Annotated in this window: 17 protein-coding genes and 1 pseudogene; 11 read left to right on the top strand and 7 right to left on the bottom strand. The window is 53.9% G+C overall.

Features of this window, described 5'->3' with window-relative positions:
- Positions 1–1,032 (bottom strand): isopenicillin N synthase family dioxygenase, encoded by a 1,032-nt coding sequence (locus ACH1XZ_RS18950; RefSeq protein ID WP_395596727.1) that lies wholly within the window; start codon positions 1,030–1,032, stop codon positions 1–3.
- Positions 1,033–1,035: 3 nt separating this feature from the next.
- Here ACH1XZ_RS18950 and ACH1XZ_RS18945 point away from each other — a divergent pair, with 3 nt between their 5' ends.
- Entirely contained in the window at positions 1,036–1,182 is a 147-nt protein-coding gene (locus ACH1XZ_RS18945; RefSeq protein WP_395596726.1) for a hypothetical protein, read from the top strand.
- 80 nt (positions 1,183–1,262) lie between these two features.
- Here the strand turns inward: ACH1XZ_RS18945 and ACH1XZ_RS18940 are convergent, their stop codons facing one another.
- Complete coding sequence (locus tag ACH1XZ_RS18940) at positions 1,263–2,372, bottom strand: ABC transporter ATP-binding protein (RefSeq protein WP_035891871.1); 1,110 nt, start codon at positions 2,370–2,372, stop codon at positions 1,263–1,265.
- A 346-nt stretch (positions 2,373–2,718) separates the two neighbouring features.
- Here ACH1XZ_RS18940 and ACH1XZ_RS18935 point away from each other — a divergent pair, with 346 nt between their 5' ends.
- The 6 genes from ACH1XZ_RS18935 to ACH1XZ_RS18910 all read left to right on the top strand — a co-directional run bounded on the left by ACH1XZ_RS18935 (position 2,719) and on the right by ACH1XZ_RS18910 (position 9,853).
- Positions 2,719–3,951 carry an extracellular solute-binding protein gene (locus ACH1XZ_RS18935; RefSeq protein ID WP_395596725.1) on the top strand — a complete coding sequence of 411 codons (1,233 nt, stop codon included), beginning with the start codon at positions 2,719–2,721 and terminating at the stop codon, positions 3,949–3,951.
- A gap of 53 nt (positions 3,952–4,004) precedes the next feature.
- Positions 4,005–5,312, top strand: coding sequence for a carbohydrate ABC transporter permease (locus ACH1XZ_RS18930; protein ID WP_395596724.1), 1,308 nt, complete (start codon positions 4,005–4,007; stop codon positions 5,310–5,312).
- Between the two features lie 9 nt (positions 5,313–5,321).
- Positions 5,322–6,173, top strand: coding sequence for a sugar ABC transporter permease (locus ACH1XZ_RS18925; RefSeq protein WP_035891868.1), 852 nt, complete (start codon positions 5,322–5,324; stop codon positions 6,171–6,173).
- A gap of 4 nt (positions 6,174–6,177) precedes the next feature.
- Positions 6,178–7,380 carry a glycoside hydrolase family 53 protein gene (locus ACH1XZ_RS18920; RefSeq protein WP_395596723.1) on the top strand — a complete coding sequence of 401 codons (1,203 nt, stop codon included), beginning with the start codon at positions 6,178–6,180 and terminating at the stop codon, positions 7,378–7,380.
- Positions 7,381–7,408: 28 nt separating this feature from the next.
- A complete protein-coding gene (locus ACH1XZ_RS18915) occupies positions 7,409–9,466 on the top strand; it encodes a beta-galactosidase (RefSeq protein ID WP_395596722.1) in 2,058 nt (685 codons plus the stop codon).
- Between the two features lie 72 nt (positions 9,467–9,538).
- Positions 9,539–9,853: a glucose PTS transporter subunit EIIB gene (locus ACH1XZ_RS18910; protein ID WP_395596810.1), complete on the top strand. Its 315-nt coding sequence runs from the start codon at positions 9,539–9,541 to the stop codon at positions 9,851–9,853.
- A 290-nt stretch (positions 9,854–10,143) separates the two neighbouring features.
- Here the strand turns inward: ACH1XZ_RS18910 and ACH1XZ_RS18905 are convergent, their stop codons facing one another.
- A complete protein-coding gene (locus ACH1XZ_RS18905) occupies positions 10,144–11,409 on the bottom strand; it encodes a maltoporin (RefSeq protein ID WP_395596721.1) in 1,266 nt (421 codons plus the stop codon).
- 269 nt (positions 11,410–11,678) lie between these two features.
- Here ACH1XZ_RS18905 and ACH1XZ_RS18900 point away from each other — a divergent pair, with 269 nt between their 5' ends.
- The 3 genes from ACH1XZ_RS18900 to ykgO all read left to right on the top strand — a co-directional run bounded on the left by ACH1XZ_RS18900 (position 11,679) and on the right by ykgO (position 13,276).
- Positions 11,679–12,752 (top strand): LacI family DNA-binding transcriptional regulator, encoded by a 1,074-nt coding sequence (locus ACH1XZ_RS18900; protein WP_395596720.1) that lies wholly within the window; start codon positions 11,679–11,681, stop codon positions 12,750–12,752.
- Between the two features lie 120 nt (positions 12,753–12,872).
- On the top strand, positions 12,873–13,136 hold the full coding sequence (locus ACH1XZ_RS18895) for a type B 50S ribosomal protein L31 (RefSeq protein WP_035891863.1): 264 nt from the start codon (positions 12,873–12,875) through the stop codon (positions 13,134–13,136).
- Positions 13,136–13,276, top strand: a complete 141-nt coding sequence (ykgO, locus tag ACH1XZ_RS18890; RefSeq protein WP_003859006.1) for a type B 50S ribosomal protein L36 — start codon at positions 13,136–13,138, stop codon at positions 13,274–13,276. Before ACH1XZ_RS18895 ends, ykgO begins: the two co-directional genes overlap by 1 nt.
- A gap of 8 nt (positions 13,277–13,284) precedes the next feature.
- On the opposite strand, the gene ACH1XZ_RS18885 is transcribed toward ykgO, so the two are convergent.
- Complete coding sequence (locus ACH1XZ_RS18885) at positions 13,285–13,983, bottom strand: GNAT family N-acetyltransferase (protein ID WP_395596719.1); 699 nt, start codon at positions 13,981–13,983, stop codon at positions 13,285–13,287.
- 104 nt (positions 13,984–14,087) lie between these two features.
- On the opposite strand from ACH1XZ_RS18885, the gene pdxR reads away from it, so the two are divergent.
- Complete coding sequence (gene pdxR, locus ACH1XZ_RS18880) at positions 14,088–15,539, top strand: MocR-like pyridoxine biosynthesis transcription factor PdxR (RefSeq protein WP_395596718.1); 1,452 nt, start codon at positions 14,088–14,090, stop codon at positions 15,537–15,539.
- Here the strand turns inward: pdxR and ACH1XZ_RS18875 are convergent.
- The 3 genes and pseudogenes from ACH1XZ_RS18875 to ACH1XZ_RS18865 all read right to left on the bottom strand — a co-directional run bounded on the left by ACH1XZ_RS18875 (position 15,514) and on the right by ACH1XZ_RS18865 (position 17,000).
- The gene (locus ACH1XZ_RS18875; RefSeq protein WP_395596717.1) at positions 15,514–15,984 is read right to left on the bottom strand and encodes a YlaC family protein; all 471 of its coding nucleotides are present in this window, start codon (positions 15,982–15,984) and stop codon (positions 15,514–15,516) included. The genes pdxR and ACH1XZ_RS18875 overlap by 26 nt on opposite strands.
- Before the next feature lie 105 nt (positions 15,985–16,089).
- A pseudogene (gene maa, locus ACH1XZ_RS18870) lies at positions 16,090–16,644 on the bottom strand (maltose O-acetyltransferase).
- Positions 16,645–16,781: 137 nt separating this feature from the next.
- Complete coding sequence (locus ACH1XZ_RS18865; RefSeq protein ID WP_035891858.1) at positions 16,782–17,000, bottom strand: HHA domain-containing protein; 219 nt, start codon at positions 16,998–17,000, stop codon at positions 16,782–16,784.
- Positions 17,001–17,020 lie beyond the last annotated feature (20 nt).

Raw genomic sequence — 17,020 nt, 5'->3', positions numbered from 1 at the left:
TCAGGCAATCAGCTGTTCACTGCGCGCGCGCAGTACGTCACGGTAATAGCGCTCTGCCACGTCCGGATGGGAGCGCAGTCGGCCTTTCAGGTAGTTCCAGCCCACATCGCGCAGCAGCGGATTGTGTGGGTCGCTTTGTGGACCGTTAGCTTCTCGCGCCAGCGGTTCCGGCAGGGAGTAAACCGGCACCACGGCGTCCAGCTGTGCGCCTAAGAAGAAGGCGATGGAGAGGCGCTGCTGGTTCGCGGGCGGTGAGATCACGCGATGAACGGTGGCGCGCAGATAGCCGTTGGTTGCCAGCTCCAGCAGTTCACCGATGTTCACCACAAAGCTACCTGGCAGCGGTTTAGCGTCTATCCAGTGGCCGTCGCTGACTTCCACCTGTAGCCCTTTCTGCTCGTCTTGCAGCAGGAAACTCAGGAAGCCGGAATCTTTATGCGCGCCTACGCCCTGGGTGCTGCTTTGCGTCTCCTGCTGGCCGGGATAACGGATCAGCTTGATATGTTCGTTGGGCTTCTCGCCGTACAAGGTGTCAAACGCCTCGGGGGGCAACTCGAGCGCCTCAGCAAAGGCGCGCAGCAGCGTCATCGCCATCTCGGTCATCGCTCGTTGCCACTGCAACAGCACCGGGCGCAGGGTAGGAAGCGACTCAGGCCATAGGTTGGGGCCCTGTAGCTGAAGCCAGCGCGGGTCGTGCTCACGCAGTGAGACGGCCTGACGTTCGGCACCGATATCAAATTGTTCCCGCCAGTCAGGCTGGCCGCGCGTTAACTCCGCAGCGCTGCGGTTGTAGCCGCGAAAATGCGGAGAATGAATCATCGCCACCTGCTGTTTTTGTTCGTCGGACAGGGCGAAAAAGCGGCGTGATTCCGACTGCAGCGACTGCTGCAAGGCATCGTTGATACCGTGATCGGTGAGATAGAAAAAGCCGACGTCGCGGGCGGCGTGGCGAAGTTGCAGCAAAAACTCAGCGCGCTCAGACGGCTGGTGGTAGTGCGCCAGGCTGAGGATGGGCAGGGTGGTCAGACTCATTGAATGCTCCGTTTTGCAGATGAATGCCGTAATGTTCAGGTGGTGCAAATGCGGGATGACAACAACAGCGCTGCATGGGATATCTCCGTCGGGTTGATAACGACAGACTGCCTGATGGCGGAGGGAGCGACCAATAACGTTATTTTCTAATTTATGACTGAGCGGGGGTCTGAGCTTTTGCGAAAATTTGCTAAAGCGCACGGCAGCAGGCCGTGCGCGGAAGATGGGCGTTAATGCTGATTAGGTGCGGCAATATCGGCGCTGATGCGCAGGCCATCTTCGTCGAAGACCATGCAGTGCTGGTTATCGAAGGCGAGGTCAATTTGCTGCCACGGACGGAAATGGACGTCTCCTGGCAGCAGGATTTTCACGTTGTCGTGGCCATAGCACTGACCGAACAGATAGGTGTTGTTGCCAAGACGTTCGACCACTTCACAGTTAAAGGCCAGCACCGTTCCACGGCTGGTATCGGTTGAAAGGTGTTCCGGGCGAATACCCAGCGTGACGGTGGCGCCCGGGGTAAGCGGGGCGGTCTCGATTGCCAGCGTCAGCGTATGCTGCTGGGCGAGGTTGACGGTCAGCGAGCCTGGCTGCCAGTCGGCGACGGTGGCAGGCAGGAAGTTCATCTTCGGTGAGCCAATAAACCCGGCGACGAACTTATTAATAGGGTTGTAGTAAAGGTCCATCGGCGAGCCCATCTGCTCGACTTTACCGTAGTTCATCACCACGATTTTATCAGCAAGCGTCATCGCTTCGACCTGATCGTGGGTGACATACACCATGGTGGTTTTCAGCTCCTGGTGCAGGCGCGCAATATGCAGACGCATGTCCACGCGCAGTTCGGCGTCGAGGTTTGACAGAGGTTCATCGAACATAAAGACGCGCGGGTTGCGCACGATGGCACGTCCGATAGCCACACGCTGGCGTTGGCCGCCGGAAAGCTGCTTTGGTTTGCGGTCCAGCAGGTGCGAAAGCTGCAGCGTTTTGGCGACCATTTCAACCTGACGACGAATATCGTCTTTCGGTACTTTGTTCACCTTCAGGCCGTAGCCCATGTTCTCGGCGACGGTCATGTGTGGGTAAAGCGCATAAGACTGGAACACCATCGCCACACCGCGGTGCGACGGCGCGACATCGTTCATGACTTCGTCGCCAATCAGTACTTCGCCGTCGCTGACCTCTTCCAGCCCGGCAATCATGCGCAGCAGCGTTGATTTGCCGCAGCCGGACGGGCCGACAAACACGGCAAATTCGCCGTCTTCAATATCGAGATTGACATTATGCAGCGTGACGGTGCTGCCAAAGCGTTTCGTGACATTCCTCAGTCGGATATTAGACATCGACGTTCCCCGAAGTTATTAACCTTTGCCTGCCGTTGGATGAGGGCCGCTGAATGTCATTTGTGTACTACGTATGACAATTTAGCTAAACGATGCTCAACAGCGTGAAAATCATGGCACGACTATAACTTCCGCTATTTACGCGCCCTATATCGATGTTTCATTTCTGCAATCACGATCACACAACTCGCAGTTATCAGTAGTTTTATCATCACTCAAAGCGTAGCGTATAACAAATCAAAGGCATTCGAGTAACTCGGTGCTAAACAAGCATTATAAGCGTCACAGTGTGCTGTACCCTGTAGTTAAAAACGATAAATTGTTACACCTTCACATGAGGTTGATAATGAAAAAGAACACCATTGCCGCACTTATCCTTACCACTCTGGCCGCGGGGCAGTTGATTAGCCTGCAGGCTCACGCGGCTACGCAGCTTAACGTCTGGGAAGACATAAAGAAATCTGCCGGAATTAAGGATGCCATCGCTGATTTCGAAAAACAGTATGACGTTAAGGTCAACGTGCAGGAGATGCCCTACGCGCAGCAGTTGGAAAAACTGCGTCTTGATGGCCCGGCAGGAATTGGCCCTGATGTGCTGGTCATTCCAAACGATCAGCTCGGTGGCGCGGTGGTTCAGGGGCTGCTGTCACCGCTGAAGCTCGACCAGAAGCAGATTGATGAGTTTACTCCCGCGTCGATTAACGCTTTTCGTATGGATAACGCTCTGTATGGCGTGCCGAAAGCGGTCGAAACGCTGGTGCTGATTTACAACAAAGATTTAATCGATAAGCCGCTGGCCAGCCTCCCGGAATGGTATGACTACTCGAAAACCCAGCGTGCGCAGAACAAATATGGCCTGCTCGCCAAGTTCGACCAGATTTACTACAGCTGGGGCGCGATTGGCCCAATGGGCGGCTATATCTTTGGCGATAACGGCAAAGGCGGCTACAACCCGCAGGATGTCGGTCTGAACAAGCCTGGTGCCGTTGAAGCCGTCACTTACCTGAAAAAATTCTATGCCGACGGCGTGTTCCCTGCGGGGATTATTGGCGACAACGGTCTGAACGCCATCGATTCGCTGTTCACCGAGAAGAAAGCGGCGGCAGTTATCAACGGACCGTGGGCTTTCCAACCGTATGAAGCTGCGGGCATCAACTACGGCGTGGCACCGCTGCCAAACCTGCCGGATGGTAAACCGATGAGCTCCTTCCTTGGCGTGAAGGGCTACGTGGTGTCGACCTGGAGCAAAGATAAGGAGATGGCGCAGAAGTTCATCTCGTTTATCAACCAGCCGCAGTACGTGAAAACACGCTATATCGCAACCCGTGAGATCCCGCCGCAGAAGGCGATGATTGACGATCCGATTATCAAAAACGATGAGAAAGCCAGCGCCGTGGCGGTGCAGGCGGCGCGCGCTACGGCCATGCCGGGGATTCCAGAAATGGGCGAAGTGTGGGGGCCGGCTAACGCGGCGCTCGAACTGAGCCTCACCGGTAAGCAAGAGCCGAAAGCGGCGCTCGATAACGCCGAAAAGCAGGTCAAGATGCAGATCGAAGCCATGCAGGCGAGTAACCAGTAAGCACTGACGTCACGGACGGGAGGGGGACCTCCCGTTTTCAGAAGGAGCCGTGTGTGATTATCAATCCCAGCGAAAATTTAAACAGTGCACAGGGGCCCGGCCGCCATGCGTGGTGCGGCCTGCTGTTGGCCATTGTGCCTGGCTTTGGCCAGTTCTATCACCGCCAGTGGCTGAAGGGACTTATCTTCCTGGTGCTGCTCAGCAGCTTTATGGGCGTGTTTTACGACTTCCTGCGCGAAGGGCTGTGGGGGTTATACACGCTGGGAGAAGAGGTCCCGCGCGATAACTCTATTTTCCTGTTAGCGGAAGGGATTATCAGCGTGCTGATTGTCGCCTTTGGCGTGACCGTCTATTACCTCTCTGCGCGCGATGCGTGGGTCAACGGCAAGAAACGTGATGAAGGTCAGCAGCTAAACAGCGTGCGCAAGCAGTACCAGATGCTGCTGAGCGATGGCTTCCCCTATTTGATGATCACCCCAGGCTTTATCCTGCTGGTGTTCGTGGTGATTTTCCCGATCCTGTTTGGTTTTGCCATCGCGTTTACCAACTACAACCTTTACCACACGCCGCCAGCGAAGTTGGTGGACTGGGTAGGGCTTAAGAACTTCGTCAATATTTTCACGCTGTCCATCTGGCGCTCGACCTTCTTCGACGTGCTGCAGTGGACGGTGGTCTGGACGCTGCTGGCCACCACGCTGCAATGCACCGTCGGCGTGCTGCTGGCGATTCTGGTGAACCAGAAGGATCTGCGCTTTAAGCCGCTTATCCGTACCATCTTTATTCTGCCGTGGGCGGTGCCGGGCTTTGTCACCATTCTGGTATTTGCCGGGATGTTTAACGACTCTTTCGGCGTGATTAACAACGCGATTCTGTCGTTCTTCGGTATCAGCCCGAAAGCGTGGATGACCGACCCGTTCTGGACCAAGACCGCGCTGATTATGATGCAGACCTGGCTTGGTTTCCCGTTTGTGTTCGCGATGACCACTGGGGTATTGCAGGCGATTCCTGACGATCTCTACGAGGCGGCGACGATGGACGGTGCCAGCACCACCACCAAACTGCGCACGATTACGCTGCCGTTGGTGCTCTACTCGATTGCGCCCATCATCATCACGCAATACACCTTCAACTTTAACAACTTCAACATCATCTACCTGTTTAACAACGGTGGGCCGGCGGTGGCCGGGTCGAACGCGGGCGGTACGGATATTCTGGTGTCGTGGATCTATAAGCTGACCATGTCCTCTTCCCAGTACGCCATTGCGGCAACCATTACCATCCTGCTGTCGATTTTTGTCGTCGGGCTGGCGTTGTGGCAGTTCCGCGCCACGAAATCCTTCAAAAACGACGATATGGCGTAAGGGAATCACATGGCTAAATCACAAAGTATTAAACGTGAAAAATGGGTGCGACTGTCGCTCTCCTGGCTGGTTATCGTGCTGGTTTCCACCATCATTATTTACCCGCTGATCTGGACTATTGGCGCGTCGCTCAACGCCGGGAACAGCCTGCTGAGTACGTCGATTATTCCGGAGAACCTGTCGTTCCAGCATTATGCCGACCTGTTTAACGGCCAGGTGAACTACATGACCTGGTACTGGAACTCGATGAAAATCAGCTTCCTGACTATGGTACTGACGCTGATTAGCGTGAGCTTCACCGCCTATGCGTTCTCGCGCTTTCGCTTTAAAGGGCGGCAAAACGGGCTGATGCTGTTTTTACTGCTGCAGATGATCCCGCAGTTTTCCGCGCTGATTGCCATTTTCGTGCTCTCTCAGCTGCTGGGGCTGATTAACAGCCACTTCGCGCTGGTGCTGATCTACGTGGCAGGGATGATCCCGATGAATACCTATCTGATGAAGGGCTATCTTGACGCGATCCCCAAAGATCTTGATGAGTCCGCGCGCATGGATGGAGCGAGTAACTTCCGAATCTTCATCGAGATAATCATGCCGCTGTCGAAGCCGATTGTGGCGGTGGTGGCGCTGTTTTCCTTCACCGGCCCGCTGGGGGATTTCATCCTCTCCAGCACCATCCTGCGTACGCCGGATAAATACACGCTGCCTATCGGGTTGTACAACCTGGTGGCGCAAAAAATGGGCGCCAGTTACACCACCTATGCGGCAGGGGCCGTATTGATTGCCGTACCGGTGGCGATTCTCTATCTGGCATTACAGAAATACTTCGTGTCCGGCCTGACCTCCGGCAGCACCAAAGGATAACCACATGAAAAGATTTGCACCCGCTCTGCTTGCTGTTTGTCTCTCCTGTAGTTTTTCCGCCTCTTCGCTGGCGGCCGAGACGCTGCAAACGAAGCCGTTTAACGCCATGCCGGCGGACTTTATTAAAGGCGCGGATATTTCGACCCTGCTGGATGCCGAGAAGCACGGCGCCCGTTTCTACAACGAACAAAATCAGCCGCAGGACGCGCTGGCGATTCTCAAGGCCAACGGTGTGAACTACGTTCGTCTGCGCCTGTGGGTTGACCCGAAAGATGCCGACGGCAACACGTACGGCGGCGGCGATAACGATCTCGCCAGTACGCTGGCGCTGGCGAAGCGAGCCAAAGCGCAGGGCATGAAGCTGCTGCTGGACTTCCACTACAGCGATTTCTGGACCGACCCGGGCAAGCAGTACAAGCCAAAAGCCTGGGAAAAGATGGACTACCCGCAGCTGAAAACCGAGATTCACGACTATACCCGTGACACCATCGCCCGCTTCAAGCAAGAGGGCGTGCTGCCTGACATGGTGCAGATTGGCAACGAAATTAACGGCGGTATTCTCTGGCCGGAAGGCAAAAGCTGGGGGCAGGGTGGCGGCGAGTTTGACCGTTTAGCTGGCCTGCTGAACGCGGCGATTTCCGGGCTGAAAGAAAATCTGAAGGGCGGTGAGCAGGTCAAAATTATGCTCCACTTAGCTGAGGGTACTAAAAACGACACCTTCCGCTGGTGGTTTGATGAAATCAGTAAACGCAACGTGCCGTATGACGTGATTGGCCTGTCGATGTACACCTACTGGAACGGCCCTATCAGCGCGCTGAAGGCCAACATGGATGACATCAGCAAACGCTACAACAAAGATGTCATTGTGGTCGAAGCGGCCTACGGTTATACCCTGGAGAACTGCGATAACGCGGAAAATAGCTTCCAGGCGAAAGAAGAGAAAGACGGCGGCTATCCGGGCACGGTTCAAGGGCAATATAACTATATTCATGACTTAATGCAGGCCGTTATTGATGTTCCCAATCATCGCGGCAAAGGCATTTTTTATTGGGAACCAACCTGGATTGCCGTTCCGGGAAATACCTGGGCCACGAAAGCGGGCATGAAATATATCCATGACGAATGGAAAGAAGGTAATGCACGCGAAAACCAGGCGCTATTTGACTGCAAAGGGAAAGTCTTGCCGTCGGTAAAAGTATTTAATTAATTCGAACACTCTTTTTCAGGATTTTATTATGCAAAAATTTCCGCCTTTGAGCCCGAAGGTTAATGCGCTATTGCATGGCGCAGATTATAACCCGGAGCAGTGGGAGAATTATCCCGGTATTATCGACCAGGATATTACGATGATGCAGCAGGCAAACTGTAATGTCATGTCGGTGGGGATATTTAGCTGGGCCAAACTTGAACCGCAAGAGGGCGTATTTAATTTTGCCTGGCTGGATAATGTTATTGATAAACTGTATGCCGCCGGGATACACGTCTTTTTAGCCACGCCAAGCGGCGCGCGACCGGCGTGGATGTCAAAAGCCTATCCAGAAGTGCTACGTGTGGGGCGTGACCGCGTGCCAGCGCTACATGGTGGTCGCCATAACCACTGTATGACCTCGCCGGTCTACCGCGAGAAGACGCTGAAAATCAATACGCTGCTGGCGGAACGCTATTCACAGCACCCGGCGGTACTGGGCTGGCATATTTCCAATGAATACGGCGGTGAGTGTCACTGCCCGCGTTGTCAGGTGAAGTTTCGCGACTGGCTGAAAGCGCGTTATGAGACGCTTGATAATCTGAACCACGCTTGGTGGAGCACCTTCTGGAGCCACACCTATACCGACTGGGAGCAGATTGAATCGCCGTCACCACAGGGCGAGGTGTCTATTCATGGTTTGAATCTCGACTGGCGACGCTTTAACACCGCGCAGGTGACGGAATTTTGTCGTCATGAAATTGCGCCATTAAAGGCGGCGAACCCGGACCTGCCGGTGACCACCAACTTTATGGAGTATTTCTACGATTACGATTACTCGCAGCTCGCCGAGCCGCTGGACTTCATCTCCTGGGATAGCTATCCGATGTGGCATCGCGATAAAGACGAGACCACGCTCGCCTGCTATACCGCGATGTATCACGACATGATGCGTACGCTGAAGGGCGGCAAGCCGTTCGTGCTGATGGAGTCCACGCCGAGCGTGACCAACTGGCAGCCGACCAGCAAACTGAAGAAACCGGGTATGCACATCCTCTCTTCGCTGCAGGCAGTCGCCCACGGTGCGGATTCCGTACAGTACTTCCAGTGGCGCAAGAGCCGGGGGTCGGTGGAGAAATTCCACGGGGCGATCATCGACCACGTTGGGCATCTCGAGACCCGCGTTGGCCGTGAGGTCACTCAGCTTGGCAATATCTTAAGCCAGCTACCGGGCGTTGTCGGCTGCCGCACCGATGCGAAGGTCGCCATCATCTTTGACCAGCAGAGCCGTTGGGCCATGGACGACGCGCAGGGGCCGCGCAACAAAGGTATGGAGTATGAACAGACGGTGAATGAACACTACCGTCCGTTCTGGGAGCAAGGGGTCGCGGTAGACGTGATTGACGCCGACGGCGATCTCAGCGCCTATCAACTGGTGATTGCGCCAATGCTGTATATGGTGCGCGAAGGGTTTGCCGAGCGCGCCGAAGCTTTTGTCGCTAACGGCGGTCACCTGGTTACCACCTACTGGACGGGGATCGTCAATGAAAGCGACCTTTGCCACCTTGGCGGTTTCCCTGGCCCGCTGCGCAAGCTGTTAGGTATCTGGGCGGAAGAGATAGATTGCCTGGACGACGGCGAGCGTAATCAGATTCAGGGGCTGGCGGGAAACATGGTTGGGCTGCAGGGGCCTTACCAGGTGCGCCACCTGTGTGAATTGATTCATCCTGAAACCGCGCAGACGCTGGCGGCGTATCGTGATGATTTCTACGTGGGCCGTCCGGCCGTGACCGTCAATAGCGTCGGTAAGGGCAAGGCGTGGCATATTGCCTCGCGCAACGATCTGGCGTTCCAGCGCGATTTCTTCACCTCGTTAATGGATGAGCTAGCGCTGCCGCGAGCGGTTGCCAGCAGCTTCCCACCTGGGGTGGTGGCTACCGCGCGTACCGATGGCGAAAGCGCCTTTGTCTTTGTGCAGAACTTTACCGCGCAGACGCAGACAGTTACCTTGCCGGATGGCTATGAACATGCCGCGACAGGCGCTGATGCCAGCGGTCAGCAGGTGCTGCAACCCTGGGACTGTCGTATCGTTCGCCGTAAAGCGTAATTCGCTGCAATCCCAAGCCTGCTCATCCGAGCAGGCTTTTTTACCTCTGTAGATAATCAAGGAGCGTCGATGATGGTCAGTCTTAAATCCTTCCTGCATTACTTCTCCCAGCCTAAACCGTCGGTGCCGTTAAGCGCCAGCGAGCAACAGCAAATTCAGCGCCTGATTAGCGCATTTGGCGGTAAGAATAATATTGAAAATGTGGATGCCTGTATTACGCGGCTGCGCGTCACGGTTAAGGACCTGTCTGTTGTGGATTCTCAGGCGTTGCAGAATGAAGGCGCGCTGGGGGTTATTATTCTGGGGCAGCAGGTTCACGCTATATTTGGCAAGCAGTCTGATGCATTACGCCAGCTATTGGATGAGCATTTTGCTGGGGATAAATAAAGCGTTTTCATCAGGTGAATAAAAACGGTAGGCCGGATAAGGCGTTTACGCCGCCATCCGGCAATTTGCACGATTCTGCCGGATGGCGCTTCGCTTATCCGGCCTACAATTTATTTTAGATTTTAAATCAGGCTTTTTATTATCTATATTATAAAAAAAGGGATAACCCAAAAATAGCGTTATCCCCAAGGCCAGATGATAGAAACAATGTTGGAGTGGCAAATATAAAATTGGCGCAAATAACAAAAGATAGAATTAGGGCAAAACAATGATTCAATCAGGTTAACGCATTACCACCAGGCTTCTACCTGCACGCCGAAGTTCCAGGTATCGCTGGCGGTGCCGTCGTTGAAGGCATTGCCCTGCTCGGAATCATTCAGGTAAGAGGCAAAGACGCGCAGTTCCGGACGAGACATAAAGTCAGGGCCATCTGCCAGGCCTAATGCGATGGTGTATTTCTCGCCGCTCTGCTTATAGTTGCTGCCGTTGGTGTAGGAGTCTTTCTGATAGAAACCACCCACCTCACCGATCAAACGTACATATTCAGTGAACTGATACTGCGCGCGGCCAACCAGCGAGACCAGACGTGATTTATCGGTGTACTCGGTGGTGTTATCCGCTGAACCGTAGGTCAGCACGTGGTTGAGAGAGAACTTGTCGGTAATCGGGATCAGACCGGTGTTGATAACACGATAGCCGGTGGCATCGTTGACGTAGTTCCACATGTCGTACCAACCGCCGCCCTGGGAAACCATGTTCTGCGCCAGGCCTTTGTTGGCATACTGCAGCACCAGCTTGTTATAGCCGCCAAACATATCCTGGCTGATTTCGCCGGTCAGCATCACACCGTTATCGGCATCATACAGGCCGCCGTAATCTTTCTGTTTGTCGGTTGGATTCGGCATGGCGTAGTCGATACCGAATTCGGTCCAGGCGCCGGTCCATGGTTTCCAGCCCGCATAGCGAAGGTCAATGTAGTTGATGTTGACGTCGTTATCGCCGTCAACGCGATAGTCGACGTCGTTGGCGTCGCCGCGGATCCACGCTAATGACACCGCGCCTGGGCCGACGGTGTAGTTTTCGATCCCGGCGCCGGAACCGGAAATATTCCAGTATTTGGTATCAATGATGTGCAGGTCGTGGCGTTGGTAATAGCGTTTACCGCCCCAGATAACCGCATTTGGATCGCCCGGGATAAGCCCTTTAATCTGCAGGTTTAACTGACGCAGACCAAACTGCGCATCGTCGCCGAGGGTGGTTTCGTTATCGTTTGAACCGTCGGAGACCATGCTGACCATTGAGTCCAGATAGAAACTGACATCGTTTTTCTTATACACCTCAGAGCCCAATTCAAGCTCACCGTAGGTGTCGGCTTCGTTTCCCAAACGGCCGAGTTTGTTCTTTTGCCATTCTTGCATTCCGCCATCGCCAGAAACCCCTACGCCAGAGCGGAGGTAGCCATGGAAATCAATAGGAACTGACGTTGCCGCCAGCAGAGAAGATGAAGTCAGCGCAGTAGCCAACGCAATTGAAAGCGTGCGTAGGGTTGTTTTCATTATTATCCTCGTTTTGTTTTGTAGTACGTTCACATAACGTGTGTAATAAAATGCCTAAATGTAAAAACTGGCAAACATTTGATCGCTGATGTGTGATTAACTGCAAATAAATTAGCCATTTCTGGCTGATTGTGTAGGAGGGTTCTGATTGTATGGCTATGTGAGCGTATGTCTTTTTTATGTTATCGTATGCCATAGATCAGGTCGGGAGACGTTTTTTAGGATGACCCCTGTTACAATCTAGCGATAACAACATAAGGAACCGGACGATGAAGTCTAAAAGCGCAACTTTGGAAGACGTTGCTCGCCATGCGGGTGTCTCCTACCAGACTGTGTCCAGGGTACTCAATAAATCTGCCAATGTATCCGAAGCCACACGCCACAAGGTGGAGAAATCCATCGAGATACTCCGCTATGTCCCAAACCGACTGGCCCAGCAGTTGGTTGGCAAGACCAGTCATACCCTTGGGCTGGTGACCACATCCCTGGCGCTGCATGCGCCTTCTCAGGTTGCGGCAGCGGTAAAACGCTACGCAAATGTGGAAGGGTATCAGGTACTGATTTCGATGATTGATGAGAGCGTCAATCATAGTATTCAGGATTCAATCAACGAACTGAAATCACAGCTGGTGAGCAAAGTGATAATCAACGTGCCGTTAGAGACTGAAACGGCGCAGAAAATCGCAGATGATAACGATGATATCGTCTGTCTTTTCCTCGATGTTGATCCTTATAGTTCGGTGTATAACGTTTCGTTTAACCCGGCAGATGGCACGCGTGCCAGCGTGAAATATCTGTATGAGGCAGGTCATCGAGAGATGGCGATACTGGCCGGGCCGGTGAGTTCGGTCTCTGCCAACTTACGTTTGAGAAGCTGGCTGGATACGCTCAGTAGCTATGGTCTGAAGCCGGTGACCGTGCTGCACGGCAACTGGGATGCGCAAAGCGGCTACGCCTGCGCGCTGCAGATGCTGCGCGAGACCCCGGAGTTCTCGGCGGTGCTGGTGGGGAACGATCAGATGGCGTTAGGGGTGCTGAGCGCATTTCATCAGCATCAGGTGGCGATCCCCGGCGAAAAGTCGGTGATTGGTTACGATGACACCTATGAAAGCTCGTTTTTCTACCCGGCGCTGACCACCGTGTCGCTTGACCTCGATCTGCAGGGCAAAGAGGCGGTACGCCGCATTCTTGAAAGCGACGATAACGCTTCGTCGCGGACCTCATCCATCCTCCCGGCGCGTTTGGTCGTGCGCCACTCTACCGGTGCGAAAGTGGAGCAGGGCAAAGATATGCAGGCGATTGCCGAGCAGCTGCGCGCCATTGCGCATCAGCTTAGCCGCTAACCTCTCTTGCCGGAGTGCGGCCTGCACTTCGGCTATCCCCCTTTAAAATCTAAGGTTGCAAAGCGCTTTTTGACGGCGTATCGTAATTGTTATGTTATAACATATAATATCGAGGGCCAGATGAAAGCTAATATCCATCCCCATTACCGCACCGTAGTGTTTCATGACACCAGTGCCAACGAGTACTTCAAAGTGGGTTCGACCATTAAAACCGACCGGGAAATTGAGCTGGAAGGTGTGACATATCCGTATGTCACGATTGATGTGTCGTCCAAATCGCACCCGTATTACACCGGGAAGCAGAGAACGGCCTCCACCGAGGGCAGCGTGGCGCGCTTCAGCCAGCGTTTTGGTCGCTTTATTGATGTGAAACGAGGTTCATAATGCAGGTACTAAACTCATTACGCAGCGCCAAACAGCGCCACCCGGATTGCCAGATCGTGAAACGTAAAGGGCGACTGTACGTTATCTGCAAATCTAACCCCCGCTTTAAGGCGGTTCAGGGACGCAAAAAGCGTCGCTAAGCCATGATTTAGCGCATCGACTCCAGGGAACTGCGCTGCTTGCCGTCGGCGGTAAAATTGTCGGCGGCAAGCCATTTCTGAAATGCCCCGTTCAAGCCAGGCCACTCGCTATCGATAATGGAAAACCAGTCGGTATCACGGTTATGCCCTTTAATCACCAGCGCCTGTCGAAAATGACCTTCAAATTGAAATCCTAAACGTAGCGCGGCCTTGCGGGAGGGTTCATTGAGGCTGTTGCACTTCCATTCGTAGCGGCGATAGCCTAGCGTTTCGAAGGCGTAGCGCATAAGCAACCACTGTGCTTCTGTGGAGGCGGGGGTTCGGCTTAACAGCGGCGAGAAGTGGACATGGCCGACTTCCATCACCCCGTGATTCGGGTCGATGCGCATCAGCGCAAGCGAGCCCACCGGTTGATTCGTTCGAAGGTCAATCACCGCAAAATGGAGAGGATCCTGTAGCGCTTCGACGCTTGCCACCCACTGACGATACTCTTCCACCGAACTTTCTGGCTCTCGCAGCAGCCACGTCCAGTTACGGGTATCGCTGGCCTGTCGGTAGGCGGCAAACAGGGCATCGGCGTGCTGAAGACTCAGTGGCTCAAGGCGGCAGTACTGTCCTTTCAGAACTACGCGTTCAGGGTGTGGACGTGGCTGCCAATCCGGCAGGGCATCGCCGATTAACTGACCAAATTGATTAAGCTGACTCATAACCTCTCCTTAGGGAAAATAAACAATACGCTGAGCGTAGGGGTTTACTGGTTCCATAAAAAGTGCCACCTGGTTATATTTTAATGGTACCACCAGGAGCTGCGATGAATATTCCCGACGATCCCTTTTTTACCCTGTTATCCCGCTCGCTTCAGATGCGCGGCAAAGAGACGCTTCAACGCAGCCTTTATGCCGCATTGCGAGAGGCCATTATGCAAGGACAGCTACAGGCGCAGAGCTGGCTTCCTGGCTCGCGAGTTATCGCGGAACGGCTGCAAATTTCTCGCAATACGGTGAACGCCGCTTTGGAGCAACTGGCGATGGAAGGGTATCTTCGCCGGGATCGCCAGGGTTCCCGAGTGGCATCGTTACCGCAATCGGCGAGCATTGATGGTCCCGTGCCGGAGCGGGTAACACTGCCCTCACGGCTACAGCGTCTACCGCAAATTTCACCGCGCGATACGCCGCCGCTGCTGTTCACGCCGGGCACCCCGGCCATTAACTACTTTCCATTGCCGCTCTGGAGACGGTTGCTCGACCGCGTCCTGCGTGAAGAGGGGAGTTCGCTGTTGGGTTATGGTGATGCGGCAGGCGAGTGGCCGCTGCGGGTAGCGATAGCTCGACACCTTGCGCTATCGCGCGGGATTGACTGTGACGCACGGCAAATTGTCATCACCGAAGGGGCGCTGGAAGGGGTAAATCTGTGTACGCATTTGCTGAGTGAGCCTGGTCAGACTGCTTGGGTCGAAGATCCGGGTTACTTTGGCGCTAAAAGCGCCTTTCTGGCCGCAGGGCTACGGGTAGAAGCCGTTGCGGTCGACGGCGAAGGGATGCAAATTGCGCCGAACCTAACGCCGCCAACGATGATTTTTACCTCTCCTTCGCATCAGTATCCTACCGGCAGCGTACTCAGCGCCACGAGACGTCTGGCGCTGCTGGACTATGCTCGCCAACAGGGGGCCTGGATAGTCGAAGATGATTATGACAGTGAGTTTCGCTTTAGCGGCGAACCGATCCCGGCGATGCGAGGTATGGTGGATAACGCCCCCGTGGTCTATCTGGGTACTTTCAGCAAGACGCTGTTTCCGTCGCTACGCATTGGGTTTATGGTGCTGCCGTCGATGCTGGTTGAGGCCGCTCAGCCAGCCATTCGGGCGCTATTACGCGGTGGTCACCGCGCCGAGCAGCGGGCGCTGGCCTGCTTTATTGAAGAGGGGCACTATGCTCGCCACCTGGCGGCAATGCGGCGGCTTTATCGTAAACGGCAGGCGCAGTTGCAAGAGGCGCTGGAGCAGGAACTGACCGTTCCCCATCAGTTGATGGCAGGAGAAGGGGGGCTGCATATGACGGTGGTGATTGAAGGAATTGATGACGTGGAGGTGGTGCGTCAGGCGCGTTTACACCAGATGGCACCCAGCGCGCTTAGTACCTTCTATCTTGACCGCCAGCAGGCGAAATCAGGACTGGTGCTGGGTTATGGTAATACGTCCGCATCACAGTTTACGACGGCGGTACGGACGCTACAGCGTCTTATTGCGCCGCTTCGACGCGGGTAAGGGTGAAGACATCGTAGAACGAAAGTTCGCCCTTGGTTGACACCATTTTTTGCAGTTGGGCCTTGGCCTGACCATCCACGCGGGTAGAGTTCAGGATCCGCTCGATAAGCTGTTTTGGCACAAAGCGCGTGTTGTACCACTCGCCGTTGTAACAGACGCGAAAATCGAGCACATCGATATCTTCATAACGGTAGCGTGGATAAACATCGAAAAAGAAGAAGCCGTTCAGCAGCGCAAACAGTAGCCAGAGTAGCCAGACTGTATCAGCCAGGGTCTCAGAACGCATCATGACCACCAGCGTAGCGAAGAATGCGGCGTACATGGCGATAAACAGGCCGGGATGGTTACGGATAAAGCTGATGCTAAAGCGCGGACGATTATCGCGCTTTTCAGTGGCGTTCAGTTCATCAATGGTTTGCGTGAGTAATCGCTGGATCTCTGACATCTTTTGCTCGGCAACGAGGGGCGGAATAGCCTATTGTATGTTGCGCCAACCAATACGAAAAGTAACAGATTGGTTGCAAAAAAGCATAACAGTCAGCGTCTGTTATCAGGATAGCATTTTGATGATTCTTGCAGGGTTGCCGCCAACAACGGCATTTGCTGGAACATCTTTTACCACAACGGCGCCGGAAGCAATGACCACGTTATCACCAATGGTGACGCCAGGGTTAATGACCGCGCGTCCGCCAATCCATACGTTGTGACCAATGGTGACCGGTTTTCCGTACTCTATGCCACTGTTGCGTTCTGTGGCATCAAGCGGGTGAGTGGCGGTGTAGATATGCACTCCCGGGGCCAGCATGCAGTTGTCGCCGATGTGAATAGGGCAGACATCAAGCATGACGCAGTCGAAATTAGCGTAGAAGTTGGCGCCGAGTTGAATATTGTAGCCGTAGTCGCAGCGGAATGTCGGTTCAATTTAGGCATCGTGGGTGGTGCCTAATAGTTCTGCCAGCAGTGCGTGACGTTCGGCTTTCTCATCCGGACCTGTGTGGTTATACCGATGAATAAGCTGCCTGGCGCGCATTCGGTCTGCTTTAAGCGTATCGTCAGCCGGGCGATAAATATCACCGGCAATCATTTTGCGTTTTTCTTCACTCATGAGGCCCCCTGTACTGGAAGCCATCACCATAGAAGGTGAATGATGTTTTGGGAACGTTCCCTATTTGCCGTTGTGACCACGATCACAGATATAGTTTAAATCGGAAAAAGTGGGTACGTGCCTGTAATGAATAAAGATTAACGGATGAACTTCCAGACGGTCGAAGGAATTTTGTCGTACAATTTATTCATGGTTAACTCGGCCAGACGATGATCGGCCGCTGAGTAAAATACCGCCAATTCGTTATCGGATAATTCATATTTATTTTTTTCAATGACACGCTCCAGCGTATCAATTGACTGGCAGCGTCTCAGACGCATCAAATAATCAGTTTTAGTTAATGGTTTATCAGACATAATTCACCCATTGATTGTAA

The sequence above is a fragment of the Kluyvera chengduensis genome (genome assembly GCF_044197065.1).
Classification (GTDB): Bacteria; Pseudomonadota; Gammaproteobacteria; order Enterobacterales; family Enterobacteriaceae; genus Kluyvera; species Kluyvera ascorbata_C.
Note: the sequence above shows the minus strand (reverse complement) of the source record. Positions and strands in the feature narration are given on the sequence as shown.

What these genes read in the sequence shown, in the direction of transcription:
- ACH1XZ_RS18950 (WP_395596727.1), bottom strand. Translation starts at nt 1,032, where the DNA reads ATGAGTCTGACCACCCTGCCCATCCTCAGCCTGGCGCACTACCACCAG.
- ACH1XZ_RS18945 (WP_395596726.1), top strand. Translation starts at nt 1,036, where the DNA reads ATGCTCCGTTTTGCAGATGAATGCCGTAATGTTCAGGTGGTGCAAATG.
- ACH1XZ_RS18940 (WP_035891871.1), bottom strand. Translation starts at nt 2,372, where the DNA reads ATGTCTAATATCCGACTGAGGAATGTCACGAAACGCTTTGGCAGCACC.
- ACH1XZ_RS18935 (WP_395596725.1), top strand. Translation starts at nt 2,719, where the DNA reads ATGAAAAAGAACACCATTGCCGCACTTATCCTTACCACTCTGGCCGCG.
- ACH1XZ_RS18925 (WP_035891868.1), top strand. Translation starts at nt 5,322, where the DNA reads ATGGCTAAATCACAAAGTATTAAACGTGAAAAATGGGTGCGACTGTCG.
- ACH1XZ_RS18920 (WP_395596723.1), top strand. Translation starts at nt 6,178, where the DNA reads ATGAAAAGATTTGCACCCGCTCTGCTTGCTGTTTGTCTCTCCTGTAGT.
- ACH1XZ_RS18915 (WP_395596722.1), top strand. Translation starts at nt 7,409, where the DNA reads ATGCAAAAATTTCCGCCTTTGAGCCCGAAGGTTAATGCGCTATTGCAT.
- ACH1XZ_RS18910 (WP_395596810.1), top strand. Translation starts at nt 9,539, where the DNA reads ATGGTCAGTCTTAAATCCTTCCTGCATTACTTCTCCCAGCCTAAACCG.
- ACH1XZ_RS18905 (WP_395596721.1), bottom strand. Translation starts at nt 11,409, where the DNA reads ATGAAAACAACCCTACGCACGCTTTCAATTGCGTTGGCTACTGCGCTG.
- ACH1XZ_RS18900 (WP_395596720.1), top strand. Translation starts at nt 11,679, where the DNA reads ATGAAGTCTAAAAGCGCAACTTTGGAAGACGTTGCTCGCCATGCGGGT.
- ACH1XZ_RS18895 (WP_035891863.1), top strand. Translation starts at nt 12,873, where the DNA reads ATGAAAGCTAATATCCATCCCCATTACCGCACCGTAGTGTTTCATGAC.
- ykgO (WP_003859006.1), top strand. Translation starts at nt 13,136, where the DNA reads ATGCAGGTACTAAACTCATTACGCAGCGCCAAACAGCGCCACCCGGAT.
- ACH1XZ_RS18885 (WP_395596719.1), bottom strand. Translation starts at nt 13,983, where the DNA reads ATGAGTCAGCTTAATCAATTTGGTCAGTTAATCGGCGATGCCCTGCCG.
- pdxR (WP_395596718.1), top strand. Translation starts at nt 14,088, where the DNA reads ATGAATATTCCCGACGATCCCTTTTTTACCCTGTTATCCCGCTCGCTT.
- ACH1XZ_RS18875 (WP_395596717.1), bottom strand. Translation starts at nt 15,984, where the DNA reads ATGTCAGAGATCCAGCGATTACTCACGCAAACCATTGATGAACTGAAC.
- ACH1XZ_RS18865 (WP_035891858.1), bottom strand. Translation starts at nt 17,000, where the DNA reads ATGTCTGATAAACCATTAACTAAAACTGATTATTTGATGCGTCTGAGA.